21 protein-coding genes and 2 pseudogenes are annotated in these 25,132 nt (G+C 70.7%); 10 read left to right on the top strand and 13 right to left on the bottom strand.

Translation table 11 applies throughout. The annotated features are described in order from the left end of the window. Positions 1 to 31 precede the first annotated feature (31 nt). Positions 32 to 3,058, bottom strand: a complete 3,027-nt coding sequence (gene uvrA / locus ACFVVO_RS21815; RefSeq protein WP_390057170.1) for an excinuclease ABC subunit UvrA — start codon at positions 3,056 to 3,058, stop codon at positions 32 to 34. Between the two features lie 225 nt (positions 3,059 to 3,283). Here uvrA and ACFVVO_RS21810 point away from each other — a divergent pair, with 225 nt between their 5' ends. Both ACFVVO_RS21810 and ACFVVO_RS21805 read left to right on the top strand, forming a co-directional pair. Next, on the top strand, positions 3,284 to 3,970 hold the full coding sequence (locus tag ACFVVO_RS21810) for a maleylpyruvate isomerase family mycothiol-dependent enzyme (protein ID WP_390057168.1): 687 nt from the start codon (positions 3,284 to 3,286) through the stop codon (positions 3,968 to 3,970). 45 nt (positions 3,971 to 4,015) lie between these two features. Next, a complete protein-coding gene (locus tag ACFVVO_RS21805; RefSeq protein ID WP_390057166.1) occupies positions 4,016 to 4,672 on the top strand; it encodes an MBL fold metallo-hydrolase in 657 nt (218 codons plus the stop codon). Between the two features lie 287 nt (positions 4,673 to 4,959). On the opposite strand, the gene aroQ is transcribed toward ACFVVO_RS21805, so the two are convergent. Continuing rightward, positions 4,960 to 5,433 (bottom strand): type II 3-dehydroquinate dehydratase, encoded by a 474-nt coding sequence (gene aroQ / locus ACFVVO_RS21800; protein WP_390057164.1) that lies wholly within the window; start codon positions 5,431 to 5,433, stop codon positions 4,960 to 4,962. A 176-nt stretch (positions 5,434 to 5,609) separates the two neighbouring features. Between aroQ and ACFVVO_RS21795 the strand changes: the two genes are divergently transcribed. Then, positions 5,610 to 6,914, top strand: a complete 1,305-nt coding sequence (locus ACFVVO_RS21795) for an MFS transporter (protein ID WP_390057162.1) — start codon at positions 5,610 to 5,612, stop codon at positions 6,912 to 6,914. Between the two features lie 31 nt (positions 6,915 to 6,945). Here the strand turns inward: ACFVVO_RS21795 and ACFVVO_RS21790 are convergent, their stop codons facing one another. The 5 genes and pseudogenes from ACFVVO_RS21790 to ACFVVO_RS21770 form a co-directional block, all read right to left on the bottom strand. Then, entirely contained in the window at positions 6,946 to 8,046 is a 1,101-nt protein-coding gene (locus tag ACFVVO_RS21790) for a calcium:proton antiporter (RefSeq protein WP_390057160.1), read from the bottom strand. A 138-nt stretch (positions 8,047 to 8,184) separates the two neighbouring features. Next, a complete protein-coding gene (locus tag ACFVVO_RS21785; protein WP_390057158.1) occupies positions 8,185 to 9,186 on the bottom strand; it encodes a TerC family protein in 1,002 nt (333 codons plus the stop codon). A 221-nt stretch (positions 9,187 to 9,407) separates the two neighbouring features. After that, entirely contained in the window at positions 9,408 to 11,306 is a 1,899-nt protein-coding gene (locus ACFVVO_RS21780) for a TerD family protein (protein ID WP_390057156.1), read from the bottom strand. A gap of 51 nt (positions 11,307 to 11,357) precedes the next feature. Beyond that, on the bottom strand, positions 11,358 to 11,936 hold the full coding sequence (locus ACFVVO_RS21775; RefSeq protein ID WP_390057154.1) for a TerD family protein: 579 nt from the start codon (positions 11,934 to 11,936) through the stop codon (positions 11,358 to 11,360). A gap of 242 nt (positions 11,937 to 12,178) precedes the next feature. Next, positions 12,179 to 12,413, bottom strand: a pseudogene (locus ACFVVO_RS21770) (transposase); the annotation flags it as partial. A gap of 101 nt (positions 12,414 to 12,514) precedes the next feature. On the opposite strand from ACFVVO_RS21770, the gene ACFVVO_RS21765 reads away from it, so the two are divergent. Then, positions 12,515 to 12,988, top strand: a complete 474-nt coding sequence (locus ACFVVO_RS21765; protein ID WP_352379130.1) for a hypothetical protein — start codon at positions 12,515 to 12,517, stop codon at positions 12,986 to 12,988. 332 nt (positions 12,989 to 13,320) lie between these two features. Here ACFVVO_RS21765 and ACFVVO_RS21760 read toward each other — a convergent pair. From ACFVVO_RS21760 to ACFVVO_RS21750, 3 genes and pseudogenes are all read right to left on the bottom strand, one after another. Beyond that, positions 13,321 to 14,149 (bottom strand): annotated as a pseudogene (locus ACFVVO_RS21760) (IS5 family transposase). Positions 14,150 to 14,216: 67 nt separating this feature from the next. Next, on the bottom strand, positions 14,217 to 16,373 hold the full coding sequence (gene uvrB, locus ACFVVO_RS21755) for an excinuclease ABC subunit UvrB (protein ID WP_390057152.1): 2,157 nt from the start codon (positions 16,371 to 16,373) through the stop codon (positions 14,217 to 14,219). 40 nt (positions 16,374 to 16,413) lie between these two features. Then, positions 16,414 to 17,292: an MHYT domain-containing protein gene (locus ACFVVO_RS21750; protein WP_390057150.1), complete on the bottom strand. Its 879-nt coding sequence runs from the start codon at positions 17,290 to 17,292 to the stop codon at positions 16,414 to 16,416. Positions 17,293 to 17,573: 281 nt separating this feature from the next. On the opposite strand from ACFVVO_RS21750, the gene ACFVVO_RS21745 reads away from it, so the two are divergent. Both ACFVVO_RS21745 and ACFVVO_RS21740 read left to right on the top strand, forming a co-directional pair. Further along, entirely contained in the window at positions 17,574 to 18,443 is an 870-nt protein-coding gene (locus ACFVVO_RS21745) for a glycerophosphodiester phosphodiesterase (RefSeq protein WP_390057148.1), read from the top strand. Between the two features lie 52 nt (positions 18,444 to 18,495). Continuing rightward, complete coding sequence (locus ACFVVO_RS21740) at positions 18,496 to 19,050, top strand: methylated-DNA--[protein]-cysteine S-methyltransferase (protein WP_390057146.1); 555 nt, start codon at positions 18,496 to 18,498, stop codon at positions 19,048 to 19,050. 14 nt (positions 19,051 to 19,064) lie between these two features. Here ACFVVO_RS21740 and ACFVVO_RS21735 read toward each other — a convergent pair whose 3' ends face one another. Beyond that, on the bottom strand, positions 19,065 to 19,493 hold the full coding sequence (locus ACFVVO_RS21735) for a VOC family protein (RefSeq protein ID WP_390057144.1): 429 nt from the start codon (positions 19,491 to 19,493) through the stop codon (positions 19,065 to 19,067). Between the two features lie 99 nt (positions 19,494 to 19,592). Between ACFVVO_RS21735 and ACFVVO_RS21730 the strand changes: the two genes are divergently transcribed. Both ACFVVO_RS21730 and ACFVVO_RS21725 read left to right on the top strand, forming a co-directional pair. Beyond that, positions 19,593 to 20,501, top strand: coding sequence for a pseudouridine-5'-phosphate glycosidase (locus tag ACFVVO_RS21730; RefSeq protein ID WP_390057142.1), 909 nt, complete (start codon positions 19,593 to 19,595; stop codon positions 20,499 to 20,501). Next, complete coding sequence (locus tag ACFVVO_RS21725) at positions 20,486 to 21,436, top strand: carbohydrate kinase family protein (RefSeq protein WP_390057140.1); 951 nt, start codon at positions 20,486 to 20,488, stop codon at positions 21,434 to 21,436. The genes ACFVVO_RS21730 and ACFVVO_RS21725 overlap by 16 nt, the downstream gene beginning before the upstream one ends. Before the next feature lie 99 nt (positions 21,437 to 21,535). Here ACFVVO_RS21725 and ACFVVO_RS21720 read toward each other — a convergent pair whose 3' ends face one another. Beyond that, positions 21,536 to 22,330 (bottom strand): methyltransferase, encoded by a 795-nt coding sequence (locus ACFVVO_RS21720; protein ID WP_390057138.1) that lies wholly within the window; start codon positions 22,328 to 22,330, stop codon positions 21,536 to 21,538. 174 nt (positions 22,331 to 22,504) lie between these two features. Between ACFVVO_RS21720 and ACFVVO_RS21715 the strand changes: the two genes are divergently transcribed. Beyond that, entirely contained in the window at positions 22,505 to 23,632 is a 1,128-nt protein-coding gene (locus ACFVVO_RS21715) for a magnesium and cobalt transport protein CorA (RefSeq protein WP_390057136.1), read from the top strand. A gap of 56 nt (positions 23,633 to 23,688) precedes the next feature. Here the strand turns inward: ACFVVO_RS21715 and ACFVVO_RS21710 are convergent, their stop codons facing one another. Then, entirely contained in the window at positions 23,689 to 24,321 is a 633-nt protein-coding gene (locus tag ACFVVO_RS21710) for a uridine kinase (RefSeq protein ID WP_390057134.1), read from the bottom strand. Between the two features lie 68 nt (positions 24,322 to 24,389). On the opposite strand from ACFVVO_RS21710, the gene ACFVVO_RS21705 reads away from it, so the two are divergent. Next, positions 24,390 to 25,082: a DUF2293 domain-containing protein gene (locus tag ACFVVO_RS21705; RefSeq protein ID WP_390057132.1), complete on the top strand. Its 693-nt coding sequence runs from the start codon at positions 24,390 to 24,392 to the stop codon at positions 25,080 to 25,082. The last annotated feature ends 50 nt before the right edge of the window (positions 25,083 to 25,132 follow it).

Here is a 25,132-nt window from a genome sequence, read left to right as displayed (position 1 = left end):
CGATGGCGCGTCCGGAGCGCCGTCGGTGACCTCAGGCCTTGCGGGCCCGCGTCGTCTTCTTCGCCGGTGCCGCCTTCTTAGCGGCGGTGGTGGCCTTCCCGGTGGCCGTGTTGTTGGCCTTGGCCGTCACCGTCTTCCTCGCCGTCGACCGGGCGGCGGCCGTCTTCCTGGCCGCCGTGCCGCGCGGTGCCTTCACCGGTTCCGCGTCGCTGACGCGGTCGGCGCCGAGGATCTCGCGCAGGAACTTGCCGGTGTGGCTGGCCGGGACGCCGGCGACCTCCTCGGGCGTGCCCTCGGCGACCACAAGACCGCCGCCGGCGCCGCCCTCCGGGCCCATGTCGACGAGCCAGTCGGCGGTCTTGATCACATCGAGGTTGTGCTCGATGACGATGACCGTGTTGCCCTTGTCGACCAGGCCGGAGAGGACCTTCAGCAGCTTGCTGATGTCCTCGAAGTGCAGACCGGTGGTCGGCTCGTCCAGGACGTAGACCGTACGGCCGGTGGAGCGCTTCTGCAGCTCGCTGGCGAGCTTCACGCGCTGCGCCTCACCGCCGGACAGGGTGGTCGCGGACTGGCCGAGCCGGACGTAGCCGAGGCCGACGTCCTTCAGTGTGCGCAGGTGCCGGGAGATGGACGGGACGGCCTCGAAGAAGTCGGTCGCCTCCTCGATCGGCATGTTCAGCACCTCGGCGACGGACTTGCCCTTGTAGTGGACCTCCAGGGTCTCCCGGTTGTACCGGGCGCCGTGGCAGACCTCACACGGGACGTAGACGTCCGGAAGGAAGTTCATCTCGATCTTGATCGTGCCGTCGCCCGCGCAGTTCTCGCAGCGGCCGCCCTTGACGTTGAAGGAGAAGCGGCCGGGCAGGTAGCCGCGGACCTTCGCCTCGGTGGTCTCGGCGAACAGCTTGCGGATGTGGTCGAAGACACCGGTGTAGGTCGCCGGGTTGGACCGCGGGGTGCGGCCGATGGGCGACTGGTCGACGTGCACGACCTTGTCGACCAGGTCGTCGCCGTCCACGCGCGTGTGCCGTCCGGGGACGTTGCGCGCGCCGTTCAGCTCACGCGCCAGGTGCGTGTACAGGATGTCGTTGACCAGCGTCGACTTACCGGAGCCGGACACGCCGGTCACGGCCGTGAACACACCCAGCGGGAAGGACACGTCGATGTCCTGCAGGTTGTTCTCCCGCGCGCCGTGCACGGTCAGCTGCCGGGACGGGTCGAGGGGGCGCCGTACGTCGGGCAGCGGGATCGACTTGCGGCCCGAGAGGTACTGCCCGGTCTGTGACTCGGCGTTGGCGAGCAGTTCCTTGAGGGAGCCGCTGTGTACGACCTTGCCGCCGTGCTCGCCGGCGCCGGGGCCGATGTCCACGATCCAGTCGGCGACCTTGATGGTGTCCTCGTCGTGCTCGACGACGATGAGTGTGTTGCCCATGTCGCGCAGCCGGACCAGGGTCTCGATCAGCCGGTGGTTGTCCCGCTGGTGCAGGCCGATGGACGGCTCGTCCAGCACGTACAGGACGCCGACCAGACCGGAGCCGATCTGGGTGGCGAGGCGGATGCGCTGGGCCTCGCCGCCGGAGAGGGTGCCGGCCGCGCGGTTGAGCGAAAGGTAGTCCAGGCCCACGTCGACCAGGAACTTCAGCCGCTCATTGACCTCCTTCAGGACCCGCTCGGCGATCTTCTTGTCGCGGGCGTTCAGCTTCAGCTCGCCCAGGAAGTCCGCACAGTCGCTGATCGACATCCCGGAGACCTCGGCGATGGACTTCTCCATGACCGTCACGGCCAGGACGATCGGCTTCAGGCGCGTGCCCTCGCAGGAGGGGCAGGGCACCTCGCGCATGTAGCCCTCGAAGCGCTCACGGCTGGCGTCGCTCTCGGCCTCGCTGTGCCGGCGCTTGACGAAGGGCACCGCACCCTCGAAGGGGGTGGTGTACACGCGCTCGCGGCCGTACCGGTTGCGGTAACGGACCTCGATCTGGGTCTTGTGGCCGTGCAGCAGGGCCTTCCTCGCCCGCTGGGGCAGGCCCGCGAAGGGGATGTCGGTGCGGAACCCAAGGGCGTCCGCGAGGGCGCCGATCAGACGGCTGAAGTAGTCCTTGGTGTGCCCGTGCGACCAGGGGTGGATGGCACCCTCGTCGAGGGACTTGTCCTCGTCCGGGACGATCAGCTCGGGGTCGACCTCCATGCGCGTGCCGATGCCGGTGCACTCGGGGCAGGCGCCGAAGGGCGAGTTGAAGGAGAAGGAGCGCGGCTCCAGCTCCTCGAAGGACAGGTCGTCGTACGGGCAGTACAGGTGCTCCGAGTACATGCGCTCGCGCTCGGGGTCGTCCTCGGGGAGGTCGACGAAGTCGAGCACGACCATGCCGCCGGACAGGCCGAGCGCGGTCTCGACGGAGTCGGTGAGCCGGCGCTTGGCGGAGTCCTTGACCGTGAGGCGGTCGACGACCACCTCGATGGTGTGCTTCTCCTGCTTCTTCAGCGTGGGCGGTTCGGAGAGCTGCACGGTCTTGCCGTCCACGCGCGCGCGGGAGTAGCCCTTGGTCTGCAGGTCGGCGAAGAGGTCGACGAACTCGCCCTTGCGCTCACGCACCAGCGGCGACAGCACCTGGAAGCGGCTGCCCTCCGGCAGCTCCAGGACCTTGTCGACGATGGCCTGCGGCGACTGGCGCGAGATGGGGCGGCCGCACTCGGGACAGTGCGGCTTGCCGATGCGCGCGAAGAGCAGACGCAGGTAGTCGTAGACCTCGGTGATGGTGCCGACCGTCGAGCGCGGGTTGCGCGAGGTCGACTTCTGGTCGATGGAGACGGCCGGGGACAGACCCTCGATGAAGTCCACGTCCGGCTTGTCCATCTGGCCGAGGAACTGACGGGCGTACGAGGAGAGCGACTCCACGTAGCGCCGCTGTCCCTCGGCGAAGATCGTGTCGAAGGCCAGCGAGGACTTGCCCGACCCCGACAGGCCCGTGAAGACGATGAGCGAGTCGCGCGGGAGGTCGAGCGAGACATTCTTCAGGTTGTGCTCGCGCGCTCCACGGACGATGAGACGGTCGGCCACGCCGGTCCGCACCTTTCTTGAGAGAAGTGACAGGGGCCGGGGCCCCCGTGCTTCTTCGAGACTAGGGGGAGCCACTGACAGCGCCGGTCGGATTCCGGGATGCATAACAATCCCGGGCCCTTCCGCATGCCCGGCGCCACCTTCGACGATATAGCACGCCCTTTCGATTTACGGGCGAGCTTCACCTCCTTCACCCGAAGGGGTGGCGCGGCTAGGGTCAGGGCCATGATTGATCACGCTCATGACCTGGCATGTGTGCAGGACGCGACCGAGCGGCTCCTCACCGCTGTCGCCAAGCTGGACAACGCCTCGATGGCCGAGCCGTCGCGCCTGCCCGGCTGGACGCGCGGACACGTTCTCGCCCACCTCGCCCGCAACGCGGACGCCCTCGTGAACGTCCTCGAGGGCCGGCCCATGTACGAGAGCGCCAAGGCCCGGGACAGCGACATCGAGCGGGACGCCCCGCGCACGCTGGACGCCCAGCTCACCGACGTGCGCGAGAGCGCCGCCCGTTTCCAGCGGGCGGGGGCCGTGCCGGCGGACTGGACGCGCACGGTGGAGCTGCGCAACGGCGTCACCGACTCCGCGGCCCGCCTGCCGTTCCGGCGGTGGGCCGAGGTCGACCTGCACCACGTGGACCTCGGTATCGGATACGAGCTGGAGGACCTTCCGGCGGAGTTCACGGAGCGCGAGACCGGCTTCCTGGTGGACCGCTTCGCCGGGCACCCCGAAGTCCCGGCGACCCAGGTCACCGACGGTACGCGCGCGTGGCGCACCGGGCGCGAGGCGGCCGTGGCCGAGATCACGGTGAGCGGTGCGCCGGCGGACGTGCTGGGCTGGCTCGCCGGGCGTCGCGAGGGGGCCGCGCTGGAGGTGACGGGCGGCGTGCTGCCGAAGCTGCCTCCGCTGTAGCGCCACACCGTCCCCGGGGCGCCGGCCCGCTATAGGCTGATCACCATGACGTACAGCGGAGAGGTCAGGGTCGGCGGACCCGCGGACGTGCACGAGCTGAAAGACCTGATGATCACCAAAATCGCGGTCGGCCCGATGGACAACAACGCCTATCTGCTGCGCTGCCGGGCCACCGACGAGCAGCTGCTGATCGACGCCGCCAACGACGCCGGGGCCCTACTGGGCATGATCGGTGACGACGGCATCGCCTCCGTCGTCACCACCCACCGGCACGGCGACCACTGGCAGGCGCTCGCCCAGGTCGTCGCCGCCACGGGCGCGCGGACCTACGCCGGCCGGGAGGACGCGCCCGGCATCCCGGTGGCCACCGACGTCCTCGTCGACGACGGCGACGTCATCCGGGTCGGTCGCGTGGAACTCACCGCCCGCCACCTCGTCGGGCACACCCCGGGCTCCATCGCCCTGGTCTACGACGACCCGCACGGCCATCCGCACGTCTTCACCGGCGACTGCCTCTTCCCGGGCGGCGTAGGCAACACCCACAAGGATCCCAAGGCGTTCGCCAGCCTGATCCACGACGTCGAGACGAAGATCTTCGAAGCGCTGCCGGACGAGACCTGGGTCTACCCCGGGCACGGCAACGACACCAGCCTGGGCACGGAGCGGCCGCACCTGCCGGAGTGGCACGCGCGCGGGTGGTAGACCGCGAAGGCATCACACACGCCGGGCGCGCGCCGTTGATACGTGCCCGGCGTGCACGCCATGGCGCGCGCCCCGTGTGAACTCTTCGCTCGCGCAGGGTGCGCGTGCGCGCTCCCCTGGCTCCGTGACACGCGGTCAACTGGTAGCAGCCCCGCACAGGACGACGGCTCCTGAGCGGTATGGGCCGCCGGTCTCCAACCCCGCCCTCGACCGGCGGCCCGGGCAGCAGCACGTTCGGCATCGCCCACGCCCTGTGCCCGAGCGGTCGCCCGTGGCCGCGCGATGGGCTACGCCTCGGCCTGAGCCGCTCCCGCCAGCGCGGCGACCCGCTCCACGCCGAACACATAGCCCTGCACCCCGCAGCCCGCGATCACGCCGTCGGCGCGCAACGAGACGTAGCTGTGGTGCCGGAACGACTCGCGCTGGTGGATGTTGGAGATGTGCACCTCCAACACCGGCAGGCCGTCACAGGTGTTGAGCGCGTCCAGGATCGCCACCGACGTGTGGGAGTAGGCGCCGGGGTTGATGACGATGCCGCAGTGGTTCAGCCGCGCCTCGTGGATCCAGTCGACCAGTTCGCCCTCGTGGTTGGACTGCCGGAAGTCCACCGAGCCGCCGTGCGCGGCCGCGGCCTTGGCGCACATCGCCGCCACGTCGGCGAGCGTGTCCTTGCCGTAGATCTCGGGCTGGCGCTGACCGAGGAGGTTCAGGTTGGGCCCGTTGAGAATCATGATCGGGGCGTTGGCCAGGGTGCGGGGCACGGTTCCTCCGGTCCGTTCGGGGCGGTGCGTTCACGACCGCTTCTCGGACCCGGTCTATCACGGCACGAGGAGCGGCCGAGGGACGGCGTACGCCGGTCGGTTCGGCTCACGCCGCGGTCCCCGATCAGCTCCGTGCGCCCCCGTAACCCAAGATCGCTGCGGGTGGTTGACGCGGCATGCAGCCCGTACGCCCCGTGAGGGCACCTTCCATGCCGCGGCTGGCGGCCGCCTCGTTCGCCGGGACCGCGATCGAGTTCTACGACTTCTTCGTCTACGGGACCGCGGCGGCCCTGGTGCTGGGGCCGCTGTTCTTCCCGACGTTCTCGCCGGTGGCCGGGACGCTCGCGGCGTTCGGGACGTTCGGGGTGGGATTCGTGGCCCGGCCGCTCGGCTCGGTGCTGTTCGGGCACCTCGGCGACCGGCGCGGACGGCGGCCGGTGCTGGTCGCCTCCCTGCTGCTGACCGGTGCCTCGACGGTCGCGGTCGGTTGCGTGCCGACGTACGGGACGATCGGAGCGGCCGCCCCCGGCCTGCTGCTCCTGCTGCGCTTCGTGCAGGGGCTGGGGCTCGGCGGTGAGTGGGGCGGGGCGGTGCTGCTGACCGCCGAGCACGCGCCTGCGGGACGGCGTGCCCTGTGGTCGAGCTTTCCCCAAATGGGGCCCGCGGTGGGCTTCGTGCTCGCCAACGGGGTGATGCTCGCACTGTCGGCCGCCCTGCCCGACGACCAATTCGCCCAGTGGGGCTGGCGGGTGCCGTTCTGGGCGGCCGGGGTGCTGGCCCTGGCCGGGCTGTGGCTGCGTGCCTCGCTCACCGAGAGTCCCCGGTTCCTGGAGATCGACGACCACGCGCGTGTGCCGCTCGTGGAGGTCGTACGGAACCACGGGAGGCTGGTGCTGCTGACGGCCGGGGCGCTGGCCGTCGGGTACGCGGTGTTCTACGTGGTGACGACATGGTCGCTGGCGTACGCCACCGGACGGCTCGGGGTGAGCCGAACCGTCATGCTGACCTGCGTCATGGCCGCGGTGGTGGTGAAGGGAGCGCTGACGCCCGTCATGGCGCTGCTCGGCGACCGCTACGGCCGCCGCCCGCTGTGCCTGGCGGGCTGCGCGGGCTGTGCGCTGTGGATGCTGCCGATGGTCGCGCTGCTCGCGACCGGTGAACCGCTGCTGATGTTCCTCGGCATCCTGGGCGCGCTGATCGCCTTCATCACCATGTTCGCGGTGATCGCCGCGTACCTGCCGGAGCTGTACGAGGCGCGGGTGCGCTGCACGGGCGCCGCGGTCGGCTACAACCTCGGCGGCGTCCTGGGCGGCGCCCTCACCCCGATCGTGGCGACGGCGCTGGCGGACCACGGCGGACGCGTCCCGTGGGGTGTGGGCGTCTATCTGACCGGGATCGCCCTGGTGAGCCTGGTCTGCTTCGCCCTGCTGCCGGAGACGCGGCCCGCTTCCGCACCCGTGCTGGAACCGGCCACGGGCTGACCGGGCGGGCCGGCACCGTCCCGAACGAGACCTAGGGGTTGATCGCCAGCTCCAGGTAGGCCGCGAACAGCACCAGGTGCACGCCGCCCTGCAGGGGTGTGGCCCGGCCCGGCACCACCGTCAGGGAGCTGACCACCACGGTCAGCGCGAGCAGCAGCATGTGGGTCGCACCGAGGCCGAGGACGAGCGGTCCGGACAGCCAGACGGATGCCAGGGCGACGGCGGGGATGGTCAGGCCGATGCTGGCCATCGCCGAGCCGAGCGCGAGGTTGAGGCTGGTCTGCACCCGGTCCCGGCGGGCCGCGCGTACCGCCGCGATGGTCTCGGGCAGCAGTACGAGCAGGGCGATGATCACACCGACGACCGCCTGGTGCAGGCCGGCCGCCTCCACCCCGGACTCGATGGTCGGCGACACACCCTTGGCCAGTCCGACCACGCCGATCAGGGCGAGACCGAGCAGACCGAGGCTGATCCATGCCGTACGCGCGGACGGAGGCCCGGCGTGGTCGTCCCCCATGATCACATCGCCCTGCCGGCTGATCGGCAGGAAGTAGTCACGGTGCCGCACGGTCTGGGTGGTCACGAACAGTCCGTACAGGATCAGTGAGGACAGCGCTGCGAAGGTGAGCTGGACGGTGGAGAACTCGGGGCCGGGCTTGCTGGTGGTGAAGGTCGGCAGCACCAGACTGAGCGTGGCGAGGGTCGCCACGGTGGCCAGGGCGGCGCCGGTGCCCTCCGGGTTGAAGACCGCGGTGCCGTGCCGCAGGGAGGCAACGAGGAGACTGAGTCCGACGATGCCGTTACAGGTGATCACCACGGCGGCGAAGACAGTGTCCCGGGCCAGGGTGGCGCTCTTGTCGCCGCCGTCGACCATGAGGGTGACGATCAGGGCCACCTCGATGATCGTGACGGCGATGGCCAGCACCAGGGAGCCGAAGGGTTCGCCCACCCGGTGTGCGACCACCTCGGCGTGGTGCACCGCGGCCAGGACGGACCCGGCGAGGACCAGGGTGACCAGCGCGACGAGCGGGCCGGGGAGGCCGCGGCCCCAGGTAAGGACGAGCAGGACGATCGCGAGTACCGGCACGAGGAACGTCCACTGGGTGGTGAGCGATCTGAGCCGAGCGATCATGCTGCGATCGTGGCAGACCCGTACAGGATTCGCATTACGTTCTTTTCGGATCCCTTGTCATCCTTCCTGCGCGGGGCACCGGTCGTGGTACGACCGTCGCCCCGCGGGTTCGGTGCCGGTTGTCGCGCGCCGGGCCGGTCAGGCGTCGACGCTGCGCTTGGCCGTCTCGTCGCTCCCGGGCGCCGCCGTTTCGGACGCCGCCTGCTTACGGGAGGCGATCAGGCTGGTGGCGGTGGTGACGGCCAGGACCGCGCAGATCACGCCGAGCGACACCGGGATGCTGATCTCGGGGACGTGGACCCCGGACTCGTGCAGGGCGTGCAGCACCAGCTTGACGCCGATGAAGCCCAGGATGATCGACAGGCCGTACGACAGATGGACCAGCTTCCTCAGCAGACCGCCTATGAGGAAGTACAGCTGACGCAGTCCCATCAGGGCGAAGGCGTTGGCGGTGAAGACGATGTACGGGTCCTGGGTCAGGCCGAAGATCGCGGGGATGGAGTCCAGCGCGAACAGTACGTCCGTGGTGCCGATGGCCAGCATCACGACCAGCATCGGGGTCATGACCCGCTTGCCGTTCTGCTGGATCCACAGCTTGGTGCCGTGATACCGGTCCGCCACGCCGAACTTGCGCTCCGCGGCCTTCAGCAGCTTGTTCTCCTCGTACTCCTCTTCCTCCTCGTCGGCCCGCGCGTCCTGGACGAGTTTCCAGGCGGTCCAGATCAGGAAGGCGCCGAAGAGGTAGAACACCCAGGAGAAGCTGGCGATGATCGCGGCTCCGGCGGCTATGAACACGGCGCGCAGCACCAGGGCTATGAGGACACCGACGAGCAGCACCCGCTGCTGGTACTGCGAGGGCACCGCGAACTTCGCCATGATCAGGACGAAGACGAAGAGGTTGTCGACGCTCAGCGACTTCTCGGTGACGAAGCCGGCGAAGAACTCGCCGGCCGGCCCGCCGCCACCGAAAAGGAGCAGGCCGAGGCCGAAGAGCCCGGCCAGGGCGATCCAGACGACCGTCCAGATGCCCGCCTCCTTGATCGACACGTCATGGGGCTTGCGCCCGATGAAGAAGTCGACCGCGATGAGGACGGCGAGGCCCACGATGGTGAGGACCCAAAGGGTCGGGGAGACTTCCACTGCACCTCCGGCATAGGTCATGGCAAACACGTCTGCGTTGTCATTGCCGGAGGTCTCTTCCACCCGCGTGGGCCGGCGCCCCGGGATCCGTAACGGTCCGTACTGACGGGTGCGCCGCAGTCAGGGAGTACTCCCCTCCGCACGGAAAACAGTACCCCAATCACCAAGGAAAGGTAAAGTGATTGGCAAAGAAACCCCCAAAGTGGCTGTTCAGAGGCGCTTTACCTACGCTTGGTGCGGGCCGCTGTCACTTCGGTGAGCACCTGCTGGAGGATCCCGCTGCCGGCTGGTACGAGTGAGGGCTCGTACGTCCAGACGTGACCGACCCAGGGATCCGCGAGGTGGTCGTCGGGGACAGGGGTGAGTCGCATGAGCGAACGCCACAGCGGGTCGAGCAACGGACCGTAGGCCGCCGCGTCCTCGCGGTCCGCGACCATCAGCAGGTGGACGCCGACGGCCGGCCCCTCGTCGGCGAGGTAGCGCAGCTGGGTCACCGCCCGGTCGTCGAAGCCGTGCGGGAAGTCGTTGACGAGCAGCAGCTGCTGGGCGGCGTCGAAGTCGGGCGGCAGTGACTCGGCCGCCCCGCCACGGAGTGCCATCTGCATTAGGTCGACCCGCCGGGTGAGCCGCCCCAGAACGTCGGCCACGCCCGCCGCGCCGGGCAGGGGCGGCACCGTGACGGCCCCCGTCCGGGTCAGCGGCAGGAGTGCCTGGCCCCCCGTACCGGCCGGGTCCAGGACCTGGACGTTGAACTCCCCCACCGGATGGACGGCGAGCAGCCGGACGGCGAGTGCCATCGCGGTATCCATGGCGAGTCGGCGTGTCTCCGCGGAGTCAAGGAAGACGTCGTCGGGTCCTGGCGCGGGGCCGCTGTCGATCCACAGGCCGCGCTCGAGCGGGAGCCTGACCAGCAGCGGTATGTACAGCGGGGCGCTCTCCGGAAGGTGGAGGTCGCCGAGCCGCAGGGCCATCGGCTGTTCGGCCGGCACCCGGTAGCCGTGCCAGACCGGGTTGTCCCAGCGGGCACAGGCCGGAGGGAGCGCGGGCTCGACCACCTCGGACTCGGCGGCGAGCTGCGCGAGGTCGCGGTCGAGCGCGGCCCGGGCCTGGTCGACCAGCTGGGTGTGCCGGGCGTGGGCCGCCTCCCGCGCGGCGTCGCCCGCCGCGCCGAGCCGGGCGCGAGGGTCGGCGAGGACCTGGTCGAGTTCCTTCTCCAGGCGGGAGTCGGAGAAGTCGACGGCGCTGCGGTACGCGGCCGTGGTGCGGGCCAGGTCCTCGAACATGCCCCAGACCTGGTTGTACAGCCGTTCGTCCATCGACCAGCCCACCGCGTCGCCCGCGACGGGTCGCGGCGGCTGCCCGTCGGAGGCGGCGGGAGACGCGGCCTGCGACGGGGTGGGCGGCGGGACGGTGCCGGGACGGCGGCCGGGGTGGGTGTAGTCGATCGGGCCGCCCGGCGGCCGCACACCGGCCGGGTCGTGGGTGTCGTGCGCCCCGGCCGGCCGGGGCTCCGGGGAACCAGAGGCATCCGGGGTGTCGGGGGGCGGCGGTGCCGGTACCGCCCGTGCCAGGCTCCGGGCCACCGCCTCCTGGACGTCCGAGGCGAGTTCGGCGGCCGAGGGCAGACCCTGGTCGGCGAGCAGGGCGGCGAGGCCGCCGGCGTAGCCCTGGCCCACCGCGCGCACCTTCCAGGCGTCCTGTCGCCGGTACAGCTCCAGGGCGACCACGGCCGACTCGGCGTCCAGGCCGGCCAGGACGAAGCGCGCGATCTCGGTGCCGTCGAGACCGGTGACCGCCGCCCTCGGGGCGGCCAGGGAGCCGAACCGGAACGGGCCTCCCGGCCGCTCCGGCAGGGCGAGCAGCACGGTGACGCGGTGCACCGCCTCCGGCAGTGCGGCCAGGTCGACGGCCAGGCGGTGGTCGGCGGCGGCCTGCGGGGACACCCCGATCCCGGGCAGTGTGGGGGCGCCGGGATGGGCCACCCACTCGGCGCCGTGCACGGTGCCGTGCTCGTCGCCGAGCGTGGCACCCGCCAGAACCGGCGATCCGGCCGAGATCCGGATCTCCAGCCGGACCTGCGACAACGGGTGGTTCTGTCCCCGCACCAGCTCGGCCGTCATCGCCGTCGCCCCCTTGTGTCCATGTCGTGCGCGCCGCGTCCGGCGGCGGTCCTACAGGTGCGGCTGGATCGCCGGCATCAAGTCCTGGAAGGTACGGCCCTTGGCCGGCTCGCCCAGGGCGGTCATCGCCCAGCCCGAGCCCGACCGGTGCACCTTCGCCATGATCTGGGCGGTGTACTCGCCGCCGCCCGCCAGCGTGTAGCGGGCGAGTTCCTGGCCGGTGGTCTCGTCGACGAGGCGGCAGAAGGCGTTCTGCACCTCATGGAAGGTCTGACCCGTGAAGGAGTTCACGGTGAAGACGATCTGGTCGACGTGGACCGGGACGCGCTGCAGGTCGACGAGGATCGCCTCGTCGTCGCCGCCCTGGCCCGCACCGCCGACGAGGTTGTCACCGGTGTGCCGCACGGAGCCGTCGTCGCTCACCAGGTGCCGGAAGAAGACGACGTCGACCGGTTGCCTGTCCGCGAACAGCACCGCGGAGGCGTCGAGGTCGATCTCCCGCGTGCGCGAGCCGAAGAGGCCGCGGCGGGGAGCCGCCTGCCAGCCGAGACCCATGCGGACCGCGCTCAGGCTGGCCCCGTCCTTCTTCTCCAGGCTGATGGCCTGACCCTTGGACAAGTTGACGGTCACGGCTGATTCCCCTCTCGGTGTTCCCCAGTTGCCGCGCATTGCGCGGTTGCCAGAACCCTACGCAGGGGCACTGACAGTGCCGCACCCCGGCCCGCGCTTTGTGTCGGTGTTGCAACACTTGGCGCATATGCCGAGGTCCGGCACCACTGGAGGGTCAGGAGGCGGTGGTTGAGGGGCCCCTAGAGCGTGTCTCTTTGATGGGTTGGTCAGTTGATCGGATGTGTCTGTCCGATTAGTGATCACTACGGTCCAGCCGATGTCGTCGACGGCATCCGCTGCGGCGAGGACGGCGGCGAAGATCTTCTCCCACGTGCCGTCGACGGCCCACCTGATCAGCCGCTTGTGGGCCGTCTGGAACGAGCCGAGCTCCTCGGGGAGGTCCCGCCAGGGCGAGTTGGTGCGGTACTTCCACGCGATGGCCTCGAGCGTGCCGCGGTGATCGGCCCAGCGCCGTCCCCGGACCGGATCGGCCGGCATGAGCGGCTCGATCCGGGGGGTTTCCCATTTTTCAGGCGTAGGCGGTGGTGTTCGGGGATCCTGTCGAGGGACCTCTGAAAACCACTGTAAGGAGCCCCCCAGTGCGCCGCCCGACCCGGAAAGCCTTCGCCGCCCTCATCGCCGCAGCCGGCCTCGCCCTCCCCCTCCTCACCCCCACACCCGCCTCGGCTGCCACCGCCACCAGCCGCTTCGCGAACTACCGCTACGGTGACTGCCTGCGCGAGACCTCCGAAACCGGCCTCAAGGGCGACCGCTGCACCACCGGACGCGGCAGCCTCCTGTGGCAGTGGAACGGCCGCCTCAACACCAGCACCACTCTCAAGAACAACTTCTGGGGCCGCTGCCTCGACAGCAATGACCGGGGCGACGTCTACCCCCTGCGCTGTAACGGCGGCTCATACCAGAAGTGGCGCACCGTCCAGCCCGCCGCCCGCAGCGCCATCATGCTCCAAAGCGTCGGCACGGGCCGCTGCCTCTACCAGCAGGACAACGGCTACTACCGCACTGCCCGCTGTGACCGAGGCGCCCAGAACCAGCGCTTCACCATCGGCTGAACGGATCTCTCGACCGCTTCAAGATGCCGCCGGGCGAGCAGCTCTTCTTTTACGCGAGGCCGGAAGACGGTCCGTTGGCCGCGGTGGTGATGACCTTGAACGGGGTGTTCTTCCCGTCGCAGATCAGATGGTGTTTACTGCCCGCCTTTCCGCGGTCGACCGGTGACGGCCGGTCGCCTCGCCCCCCCTTTTTCGCGCGGATGTGGGAGGCATCCACGCAGGCCCGGGTTCAGTCCAGGGCGTCGGCCGCGTGGAACTCGGCGAGCAGGATGCCGTGCAGCGTCTCGAAGGCGCCGGCCTCATGCCACCGACCTCAGGTTCTGTCTCTTTGGTTAGCGTCGTGCCCGGATGAGGATGGCGGCGAAGTGGAGTGCGGCCTGGTAGGCGATGGCGAGTTTGTCGCATCGTGTGGCCAGGCCGCGCCACTGTTTGAGGCGGTTGATGCACCGACGACGGTGTTGCGCTGCTTGTAGGCATCGGCATCGAAGCCGGGCGGACGGCCACCTCGGCGGCCCCGCCGCAGACGGTGCCCTACTTGGTCCGATGGCTGCGGGATGACCACGCTGATCTGCCGACGGCGCAGGTGGCCGCGGATCGCGCGGGATGAGTACGCGCGGTCCGCCAGGACCATTGTGGGGCGAGTCCGGGGCCGGCCGGGGCCCGTCCTGGGCACCCGGATGCGGGCCATGACCGTCTCGAAAGCGGGCGCGTCACCGGCCTGCCCCGCGGTGACGGCCAGAGCCAGGGGCCGTGCATGACTGTCTGCGGCCAGGTGAATCTTTGTGCTCAGCCCGCCGCGGGAGCGTCCGAGTGCGTGATCGGGTGGTTCGTTACGGCCTGCGGCCCCCTTTTGAGTGCTCCCGCGGCGTGCTGGTGGGCCCGGACGACGGTGGAGTCGACCGATACGGTCCAGCCGATGTCGTCGACGGCATCCGCTGCGGCGAGGACGGCGGCGAAGATCTTCTCCCACGTGCCATCGACGGCCCACCTGATCAGCCGCTTGTGGGCCGTCTGGAACGAGCCGAGCTCCTCGGGGAGGTCCCGCCAGGGCGAGTTGGTGCGGTACTTCCACGCGATGGCCTCGAGCGTGCCGCGGTGATCGGCCCAGCGCCGTCCCCGGACCGGATCGGCCGGCATGAGCGGCTCGATCCGGTCCCACATCGCATCAGTGATCACTAATCGGACAGACACATCCGATCAACTGACCAACCCATCAAAGAGACACGCTCTAGGCGAGACCCGCCTCCCGCATCTGCCGCAACTCCTTCTTCATCTCGGACACCTCGTCACGCAGCCGGGCGGCGATCTCGAACTGGAGCTCGGCAGCCGCTGCGCGCATGCGCTCCGTCATCTCCTCGATCTGTCCGGCGAGTTCGGCCGCCGGGCGGTCGGTGGGCACCGCGGCCGCCGCCTTGCCCTTGGCGGACTTCGCGGTCTTTCCCGCCTTCGCGCCCTTGGCCGCCTTGTCGCCGAGCGCGGGGACGGGAGCCTTGGCGCCCTTGCCGTCCTTCAGCTTGCGGTAACCGGAGCCGAGCAGTTGTTCGGTGTCGACCTCCTCGCGGGCGATCTGCGCGACGATGTCGTTGATCTTCTTGCGCAGCGGCTGCGGGTCGACGCCATTGGCCTTGTTGTAGGCGACCTGCTTCTCCCGGCGCCGGTTGGTCTCGTCGATGGCCTTCTCCATCGCCGGGGTGATCTTGTCCGCGTACATGTGGACCTGGCCGGAGACATTGCGCGCCGCGCGACCGATGGTCTGGATCAGCGAGGTACCGGAGCGCAGGAAGCCCTGCTTGTCGGCGTCGAGGATGGCCACGAGGGACACCTCGGGCAGGTCGAGGCCCTCACGCAGCAGGTTGATGCCGACCAGGACGTCGAACTCGCCGGAGCGCAGCTCGCGCAGCAGCTCGACACGGCGCAACGTGTCGACGTCGCTGTGCAGGTAGCGCACCTGGATGCCGAGCTCCAGGAAGTAGTCGGTGAGGTCCTCGGCCATCTTCTTGGTGAGCGTGGTGACCAGGACGCGCTCGTCCTTCTCGGTGCGCTTGCGGATCTCGTGCACCAGGTCGTCGATCTGCCCCTCGGTGGGCTTGACCACGACCTCCGGGTCGACCAGGCCCGTCGGGCGGATGATCTGCTCCACGACCCCGTCCCCGCGGGACAGCTCGTAGGTGCCCGGGGTCGCCGACAGATAGACGGTCTGCCCGATGCGCTCCTGGAACTCCTCCCACTTCAAGGGCCGGTTGTCCAGAGCGGACGGCAGCCGGAAGCCGTGGTCGACCAGGGTGCGCTTGCGAGAGGCGTCGCCCTCGTACATGGCGCCGATCTGGGGAACCGTCACGTGCGACTCGTCGATGACGAGCAGGAAGTCGTCCGGGAAGTAGTCCAGCAGGGTGTTGGGCGGCGAGCCGGGCAAGCGGCCGTCGAAGTGCATCGAGTAGTTCTCCACGCCGGAGCAGGTGCCGATCTGGCGGAGCATCTCGATGTCGTACGTGGTGCGCATACGCAGGCGCTGCGCCTCCAGGAGCTTGCCCTGCTTCTCCAGCTCGGCCAGGCGCTCCCCCAGCTCCTTCTCGATGCCGTTGACGGCCCTCTCCATGCGCTCGGGTCCGGCGACGTAGTGGGAGGCGGGGAAGACGTACAGCTGCTGGTCGTCGCTGATGATCTCGCCGGTGAGCGGGTGGAGCGTGGAGAGCGCCTCGACCTCGTCGCCGAACATCTCGATACGGACGGCCAGCTCCTCGTAGACCGGGAAGATCTCGATGGTGTCGCCGCGGACCCGGAAGGTGCCCCGGGCGAAGGCCATGTCGTTGCGGGTGTACTGGATGTCGACGAAACGGCGCAGCAGATCATCGCGGTCGATCTCGTCACCGACCCTGAGGGGGACCATCCGGTCCACGTACTCCTGCGGGGTGCCCAGGCCGTAGATGCAGGACACCGAGGCGACCACGACGACGTCGCGGCGGGTGAGCAGCGAGTTCGTCGCCGAGTGGCGCAGCCGCTCCACCTCCTCGTTGATCGAGGAGTCCTTCTCGATGTAGGTGTCCGACTGCGGGACGTAGGCCTCGGGCTGGTAGTAGTCGTAGTACGAGACGAAGTACTCGACGGCGTTGTTGGGCAGGAGCTCGCGGAACTCGTTGGCCAACTGCGCGGCCAGCGTCTTGTTCGGCGCCATCACCAGAGTGGGACGCTGGAGCTTCTCGATCATCCAGGCGGTGGTGGCGGACTTGCCGGTGCCGGTCGCGCCGAGCAGGACGACGTCCCTCTCACCGGCCTCGATGCGCTTGGCCAGGTCGGCGATGGCCGCCGGCTGGTCACCGCTGGGCTGGTAGGAGCTGACGACCTCGATGGGCGCCACCGTGCGTTCGATGTGGGAAACGGGCCGCATGCCATCAACCGTACGACCCCCCACTGACAACGGGTCCCGGTCAGCGGTTCTGCGGGGTCCGGGAGGCGTGCTGCAGCGGGTGACCGGCCGGCCGGCGGCCGGGGTGGAGCTGTGAGTGCCGGGCCAGGTGGGAGGCGACGGCGGCGGCCGGGACGCCCGGCTTGTCCTCGACCGGGGCCCGGGCCGGCCGGCCCATGACCATCAGCGGGTCGAACATCATGAGGGCGCCGGCGAGCAGCAGGAAGGCGAGCGGGCCGATCAGCATCGGCACCAGCACCGAAGCCGGCGGGCCGCCCGCGGCGGCCGCGGAGGCGCTGTGCAGGTGCACGTTCAGGGCGGCCATACCGGTGTAGTGCATGCCGGTGACGGCGAGCCCCATCACCAGGCTCGCGCCGACGCTCCACAGCAGGCCCTGGACGCGTCCGGCAGCCCACAGGGCGGCCGTGGCGGCCACGACCGCGATGGCGACGGAGGCGGCCACGGTGGCCGTGCTGTAGGCGAACCGTCCGTCGAAGCGCATGCCCGCCATGCCGAGGTAGTGCATCGAGGCGACGCCCAGGCCGGTGATCGTGCCGCCGGTGAACAGGGCGGTGCCGGTGGCTCCCCGGTAGCCGACGATGAACAGGCCGACGCCCACCATCACGATGGCGAGGCCGAGGCTCGCGTAGGTGATGGGCTGGTCGTAGTGGATGGGCGCCCCCTGGATGCGGAAGCCCATCATCGCGACGAAGTGCATGGTCCAGATGCCGGAGCCGATCGCGGCCGAGCCGAGGGCCAGCCAGGCGGGGCGGCGGGAATGCGTGACCAGCAGGGCGCGGGTGGTGCAGCGCAGGCCGAGGGCGCCGCCGAGACAGGCCATGACATAGGCCACCAGCGGGGTGACGACCCCGTAGCTGAATTCGTCGACCGTGCCCTGCATGCGCGGCAGCCCTTCCGCCCTGTTGCGTCCCGGAATATCCGAACTGCGCCCCCGTCCCAGGACCGCGCGGGCGGTCAGGGTTGACGCAGAGAGTATGACCCGCACCGGAATGGTCGAACGATTTTCCGGCAAAGAAACACGCCCTTGCCCCAGATGTGCGGCACCGGTGAGCGGAGTCGGCCCCCTCCGTTCACGGTGTGGCCGTCTCGCACCCGAGTACCGTTGACTCTCTGCTGTCACTCTTGTGCTGTCGGTGTTTGTTCGACGGGAGGAGTCCGCTCATGCACGCGCGCGCAGTCGCCGCCACGGCCACGGCGATCCTGGGGGCGGCAGTCCTGCTGACCCCCACGTCCGACGCCCGGGCGGGCGAGGTCCGCGGCCCCGTGGTGGTCGCCCACCGCGGCGCCTCGGCCTACGCCCCGGAGAACACCCTGGCGTCCATCGACAAGGCGGCCGGGCTGGGCTTCACCTGGGTCGAGAACGACGTCCAGCGCACCAAGGACGGCGAACTGGTGGTGATCCACGACGACACTCTGCGGCGCACCACGAACGTGGAGGACGTCTTCCCCGGCCGGGCGCCCTGGAAGGTGAAGGACTTCACCGCCGCGGAGATCGCCCGGCTGGACGCGGGCAGCTGGTTCTCCGCCGCGTACGCGGGCACGCGTGTGCCGACCCTGCAGCAGTACATGCGCCGGGTGGAGCACAACCACGAGAAGCTGCTCCTGGAGATCAAGAACCCGGAGCTGTACCCGGGGATCGAACGGCAGACCCTGAAGCTGCTCGGGAACGAGCGCTGGCTGGACAGTGCGCACCTCGGCCGGCTCGTCGTGCAGAGCTTCAGCGCGGACAGCGTGCGCGCCGTGCACGACCTGAAGCCGGCGCTCACCACCGCCTACCTCGGCAGGCCGTCCCTTGCGCAGTTGCAGCGGTACGCGCGCTTCACCGATCTGATCAATCCCTCGTACGGGTCGATCTCCGGAAGCTACGTGGCCGCCCTGCACACCTTCGACGGGCCGCACGGCAGGCCGCTCGGGGTGTGCGCCTGGACGGTGGACGACGCCGCCACCGCACGGAAGGTCGCGCGCTACGGCGTCGACGGCATCATCACCAACAAGCCGGACGTGGTCCGCGCGGCCCTGAACGCGGACTGAGCGGGGACCGTCGCGCGAGGGCGTTGTCAGAGCCGGGTCGTACGGTGGCCGCATGGACAGTCATGGGCAGGACGGGCAGCGGGTCGTGTGGGCCGTCGTGGACACCGGCATCGGTCCGCTGATGCTGGCGGCGACCCGCGAGGGACTGGTCAACGTCGTCTTCCACGCGACGGACGGGGTGCGCGAGCGGGCCCTGGAGCGGCTGGCCGCCCGGATGGGTGCCGAGCCCGTCGAGGACCCGCGGTCGCCGCTGCTGGACGAGGCGATACGGCAGATCGACGCCTATCTCGCCGGTACACGGCATGATTTCGACCTGCCCCTGGACTGGTCGCTGATCTCCGGCTTCAACCGGCAGGTACTGCGCGAACTGGCCTCCTCCGTGCCGTACGGCACGGTGGTCGGCTACGGGGATCTGGCCGGGCGGGTCGGGCAGCCCGGCGGAGCGCAGGCGGTGGGGGCGGCGATGGGTGCCAATCCGCTGCCGGTCGTCGTGCCGTGCCACCGGGTGGTGGAGAGGGACGGGGGCATCGGCGGTTTCGGGGGCGGGCTGGAGACCAAGCGGAAGCTGCTCGCGTTGGAGGGTGTGCTGCCCGAGCCGCTGTTCTGACGGGGCAGGTCGGGCTATCCGTAGTGCCGGACCTCGATGACATTGCCGTCGGGGTCCCGGAAGTAGAAGCTGCGCGTGGCCTCTCCACGGGCGCCGAAGGAGCCGTACGCGATGTCGGTCAGGGGGACGGCCCGCTCGTCCAGACGGGCGCGCAGGGCGTCGAAACCGGCGGACGGCAGGGACAGGCAGACGTGGTTGACGGGGTGGCCGGCGCTGTCGGCGGCACCGGGGAGCATGTTCATGCGCTCCGCGAGCGACCGCGGCGCGAGGTCGAGGATCGTCTCCTCATTGACGCGTACCGAGGGGAACGACACCTCTCCGTCGGTGTACTCGGCGACCCTCAGCGGCTGGAGGCCGACGGCGTTCTCGTAGAAGGCTGCGGCCGCTACGGGGTCGGCGACCCATAGGACGACATGGTCGAGACGCGTGGTGTGGTCGGTCATGCGGCCCAGGCTGGTGGTGTCCCCCACAGACCGCAAGCGTTTATCCGGGTCCGGCGCCCGCCAGGGATGAGAGGGGACCGACGGACAGGAGGCGGGCACGTGGTGCTGGTGGTGTCGGAAGAAGTCCGGGGCGCGCTCGACGCTCGGCGGCCGGTGGTGGCCCTGGAGTCCACGATCATCGCGCACGGGCTGCCGCGTCCGCGCAATCTGCGGGTGGCGCTGGAGCTCGAAGACGTGGTGCGGCAGGCGGGCGCCGTCCCCGCGACCGTCGCCGTGCTGGACGGACGGCCTCATGTCGGCCTGGACAAGGGGCAGCTGGAACGGGTCGCGAACGAGGGCGGCATCCGCAAGCTGGGCCATCGTGACCTGCCCCTGGCCGTGGCCGCGGGGGCGAGCGGGGCGACCACGGTGTCGGCGACGGCGCAGCTCGCGGCGCTGGCGGGTGTCCGGGTGTTCGCCACGGGAGGGCTGGGTGGTGTGCACCGGGAGTGGACGGTGACGCAGGACGAGTCCGCCGACCTGGGGCTGCTGGCCCGGACCCGGATCACTGTGGTGTGCGCGGGTGTGAAGTCGATCCTGGACGTGCCGGCGACCCTGCAACGGCTGGAGACGCTGGGCGTGGCCGTCGCCGGATACCGCACCGACCGGTTCCCCGGCTTCTACCTGTCCGACTCCGGCCATCCGGTCGACTGGACGCTGGAAGGCCCGGAGGAGGTCGCGCGTGTCATGCGGGCGCAGGACGCGCTCGAGGCGCCGGATTCCGCACTGATCGTCGCGAATCCCGTCCCGCAGGACCAGCAGCTCGATCCCGAACTGCACACGCGCGTGCTCGCCGACGCGCTGCGCGCCTGCGAGGAAGAGGGGGTCACCGGGCAGGGGGTGACGCCGTTCCTGCTGGACTACCTGGTGCGGCACACGGACGGGGCCTCACTGAGCGCCAACCTGGCGGCGGTGCGCGGCAACGTCCGGCTGGCGGCACGGATCGCCACGGCGTGGGCCAGGGGGTGAGTTCCGGCGGGGGTGGAGCGCTGCTGGTCGTCGGGGACGTCGTCACCGATGTCGTCGCCCGGCACCGGGGGCCGCTCGCGGCCGGCACCGACACGGCCGCCGCGATCCGGACCCTGCCGGGTGGCGCCGGCGCCAACGTGGCCTGCTGGGCGGCGCGCGCGGGCTGTGCGGACGTGCGGCTGCTGGGGCGGGTGGGCGCGGATGCGGCGCGGTGGCACGAGCGGGAGCTGGTGGCAGCCGGGGTGCGGCCCCGGCTGGTGATCGACGGGGAGGCCGCGACCGGAACGGTGATCTGCCTCGTAGACAACGGTGCCTCGGCCGAGCGCACGTTTCTCACCGACAGCGGGGCGTCGCTGCGGCTGGAACCCGCCGACTGGTCCGACGCACTGCTCGAGGGGGTCGCCCGGCTGCATCTGTCGGGCTATCTGCTGTTCTCGGAGCGGAGCCGGTCGCTCGCCCGGGTGGCCCTCGCCGCGGCACGCGCGCGTGGCGTGCCGGTCAGTCTGGATCCGGCCTCGGCGGGCTTCCTCGTGCGTTTCGGAGTGGACCGCTTCCTGTCCTTCGCGGTGGGTCTCGACGTGCTGCTGCCCAGCCGCGACGAGGCGTGTCTGCTGACGGGGCTGTCCGAACCGGATGACGCGGCCGCCGAGTTGAGCCGGCTGGTCCCGCTGGTGGCCGCCAAGTCGGGTGTGGACGGGGCGCTGGTGGCGCGTTCCGGGACCGTGGTGGCCCGGGTTCCGGCCGTACCGGCCGATCCGGTGGACACGACGGGCGCCGGCGACGCCTTCACCGGCGCGTTCCTGGCCGCCCTGCTGGCGGGCGCGGCCCCTGAGGCGGCGGCGGTGAGAGGCTGCCGGGCGGGCGCGCTGGCGGTGCGGCAGGTGGGCGGCAGACCACCGCACCGGGACATCGGCGGTCCACCAGCACCTCGCTGACCAGGGCCTCTGGTCCGGGTCACGCCGGGCAGGGCACCCGACGCCCCACCTCGTCGCGTCGGTGTCGGTGTCGGTGCTGGTTGCCCCGCACCGCAGGACCTAGCCCTTGCGTCCCCACGCGGAGATCATCGGCGCGGTGGCCAGGTCCATGCCGCCCGCCCGCACGTTGGCCAGGTGACGGTCGATCTCCTCGTCGGTGGCGAGGCCCGCGGCCACCAGCCGGCCCCGGATCTGACGGACCGTGGCGGACTCCAGGGCGGTGCAGGCCGGCGAGGTGACGGGGAAGTAGGCGTCGGCCTCGACCTCGTGCAGTCCGGCCTCACGGAGCAGCCGCGGCAGCCTGCGGCCGTACGACAGGTCGGCACCACGCTCGGCGAGCAGGCTGCGGAAACCGTTCCGCAGGCGGTTGGCGAGCCGTTGTTCGGGGCCGTGCTCATCGGGGCAGAGCAGCGGCTGGAGGGCCGGGTCGGCGTCCTCGATCAGCAGCCGCCCCCCGGGCCGCAGCGCCTCGATCATGGACCGCAAGGCCCTTTCCCGGTCCGGGACATGGACGAGCACCAGCCGGGCGTGCACCAGGTCGAAGCCCTCACCCGGCGGCTCCTGTGTACCCACGTCGTGGACGCGCACCTCGACCGGGGGCCGGGCCGCGGCGGCTAGCCGGGAGGTGTCGATGTCGGTGGCGACGACCTTGCCGGTGGGGCCGACCCGCTCGGCGAGCCACGACACCACGGAGGTACCGCCGGCGCCGACCTCCCAGCATCGCCCACCGGACTCGACTCCGAGGGCTTCGAGGTGCCGGACCGTCGTCGGGTCGAAGAGGGAGGCGAAGGCGTGGAAGCGTTCTTCCGCTTCGTCCTGCTGGTTGTCCAGGAGATATCCATCGGATGGTGTCATGCCGCGAGCATCGCACTCGGCGGGTCGACCTGCGGGAACGGGCGCCGTCCACAGGCGGGAACAAAGCGGAAGTGGCCGTTCCCACAGGGCCGCCCGGACTTTCAGCAGGGCTGGCACACTTGCCGGGCAAGGCGCGAAAGCGTTGTGCGAGGAGATCCACGCGAGGAGATCCAGATGTCCATGGCAGGGAATCTGCGGAAGGTCACAGGACTGGGCAGGGCCGGCGGGCTGCGCAAGGTGGCGCGGCTGGCCCGGCGGCGGCCGCGCGTTGACCTGAGTCACCCCGCCCGGTCACCGCTGGGTTCGTCGGTGGTGAACTGCGTGACGTACCAGGACGGGGCCCGGGTGCCGGGCTGCTCCGATCTGGTGGACGCCGTGGCCAAGGTACGCAAGAGCGGCGAGGGGTTCGTCTGGCTGGGGCTGCACGAGCCGACGGACGATGAGTTCGTTGACGTCGCCCGGCTTTTCGACCTGCATCCGCTGGCGGTGGAGGACGCGGTGGAGGCGCATCAGCGCCCGAAGCTGGAGCGGTACGCGGAGACCCTGTTCACCGTGTTCAAGACCGTCTGCTACGTGGAGCACGAGCAGTTGACGGCGACGAGCGAGGTGGTCGGCACCGGCGAGATCATGGTGTTCGTCGGCGAGGACTTCGTCATCACGGTACGACACGGCCGGCACGGGTCACTGGGGCCGCTGCGCGAGGAGTTGGAGGCGGATCCGGAGCAGCTCGCCAAGGGGCCGGCGGCGGTGCTGCACGCGATCGCCGACCATGTCGTCGACGAGTATCTGAGCGTCACGGACGCCGTGCAGGCCGACATCGAGCAGGTGGAGACGGACGTGTTCTCGGAAGGCGGCGCGCGGGCCGACCCGGGGCGCATCTACCAGCTCAAGCGTGAACTGCTGGAGCTGAAGCGCGCGGTGGTGCCGCTCGGACGTCCGGTGGAGGATCTGGCCACCCGGCCGATAAAAGCGGTCGCCCCGGAGATACAGGCGTACTTCAGGGACGTGTCCGACCACTTGATGCGGGCCAAGGAGCAGATAGCCGCGTTCGACGAACTCCTCAACTCGATTCTGCAGGCACACCTCGCACAGGTGACGGTCGCGCAGAACGAGGACATGCGGAAGATCACGGCCTGGGCGGCGGTGGTCGCCGTCCCGACGATGGTGTGCGGGGTCTACGGCATGAACTTCGACCACATGCCGGAGTTGCACTGGCGGTTCGGATATCCGCTCGTCATGGGTGTGATGGCAATGGCCTGCCTCGCGCTGTACCGGGGTTTCAGGCGCAACGGCTGGCTCTGAACCAGGCGGGCGGAAAGGTCACGGCCTCCATGGAGTAGGCGGCCGGGCCGGCCGGTTCAGCCGTTCCAGGCGGGGTGCCGTGGGTCGTCGGCGCGCACGAGGACGTCGGCGGCGTCGGCGGGAGCGGCCTCGGCCGCGTAGCGCTCGAACGCCGGGAGGGTCCAGTGGTCGGGCTCCGGGGTGCGGCGGCGCAGGGCACCCGGGGAGAGGAGGACGTGGACGGTCAGGTCGAACGGGAACCAGTGGCGCAGCAGGAGGGGGCCGTGCAGCAACAGGATTCCGCCGGGTGGGAGTTGGGCGTACGGGCTGCGGGTGGCGCGGTCGGTGACCGGGTCCCACAGGTCGGGCAGGACGCGGCCGCTTCCGCCGGGGTCGAGCGGGCCGAAGACCTCACGCCACAGGGCGCCGGTGTCGAACCAGCCGCTGTAGTACGACTCGGCGTCCCGTCGGCCGTGCTCCAGCCGGAGGGACGCGGGGCGCAGGAAGCCCTCCGCACCGACGACGAGCGAGGGCCGCCCGCGCACGCGCAGCGCCTGGGCGACGCGGTCGGCGAGGTCGCCCGGGCGGGCGGCCGGTGCTCCGTCGAAGCCGGCACGCGGCCAGGCGCCACCGTCGGCCGGCTCCAGCGCGAGCAGCCGGTCGGCCAGCAGCTCGGCGAGCCGGTCCCAGGTGATCGCTTCGAGTCGCACGGGCCCATGATGCCGGGTGCGGGGCGGGGGTGTGGGAGTGGTGGGCCGGGACGGGGAAGGAACCACCCATGGCGGCATCTGCGACTCCCTGTATTCCGGGTGGGCTTGTCGTGGTCCAGCCCCTGCGGCGCAAACGCTGTGCCGGGTGCCGGCGTGGTCCGCTGTCGCTGCTCGTGCTGGAGGACAGGGTGCCGCGCTGTCTGGGCTGCGCCGATCTCGGTCACCTGGTCTTCCTGCCGCGCGGTGACACGGCACTGACCCGCAGGGCGCGGGAGGAGAGCGCGCTGTGGGCGGTGGTGGTGCGGTTCGACCGGCGCCGTGGCCGGTACGAACGGCGGGGCCTGCTGGTGGAGGAGTCGGCGCTGGCCCGGGCCGAAGCACGCTGCCTGGCGGACGCGGAGGCACGACGCCGGCGGCGGGCCAGGGACGCTCGGCGCAGGGCGGCGGAGGACGAGCGGTTCGCGGCGGCGTTCACGGCGGAGATCGTGCGCCGGTTTCCCGGGTGCCCGGCCGAGCGGGCGCGGGCGATCGCGGCGCACGCGTCGGCGCGGGGCAGCGGACGGGTCGGGCGGAGCGCGGCCGGGCGTGCGCTGACGGAAGGGGCGGTGACCTCGGCGGTCGTGGCCGCCGTACGGCATGTGGACACTCCGTACGACCAGCTGCTGATGAGCGGAGTGCCGAGGTACGAGGCGCGCCGCCGGATCGCGGCGGCCGTGACCGGCGTGCTGCGGGAATGGGCGGAGGCCGCCGACGTCGGCTGAGGTCCGAGGTCGGCCCTCCGCCCGCGCCGGAGGCCGGAAAGAGGCGGCCG

This window comes from Streptomyces sp. NPDC058145 (assembly GCF_042884245.1).
GTDB lineage: Bacteria > Actinomycetota > Actinomycetes > Streptomycetales > Streptomycetaceae > Streptomyces.
Note: the sequence above shows the minus strand (reverse complement) of the source record. Positions and strands in the feature narration are given on the sequence as shown.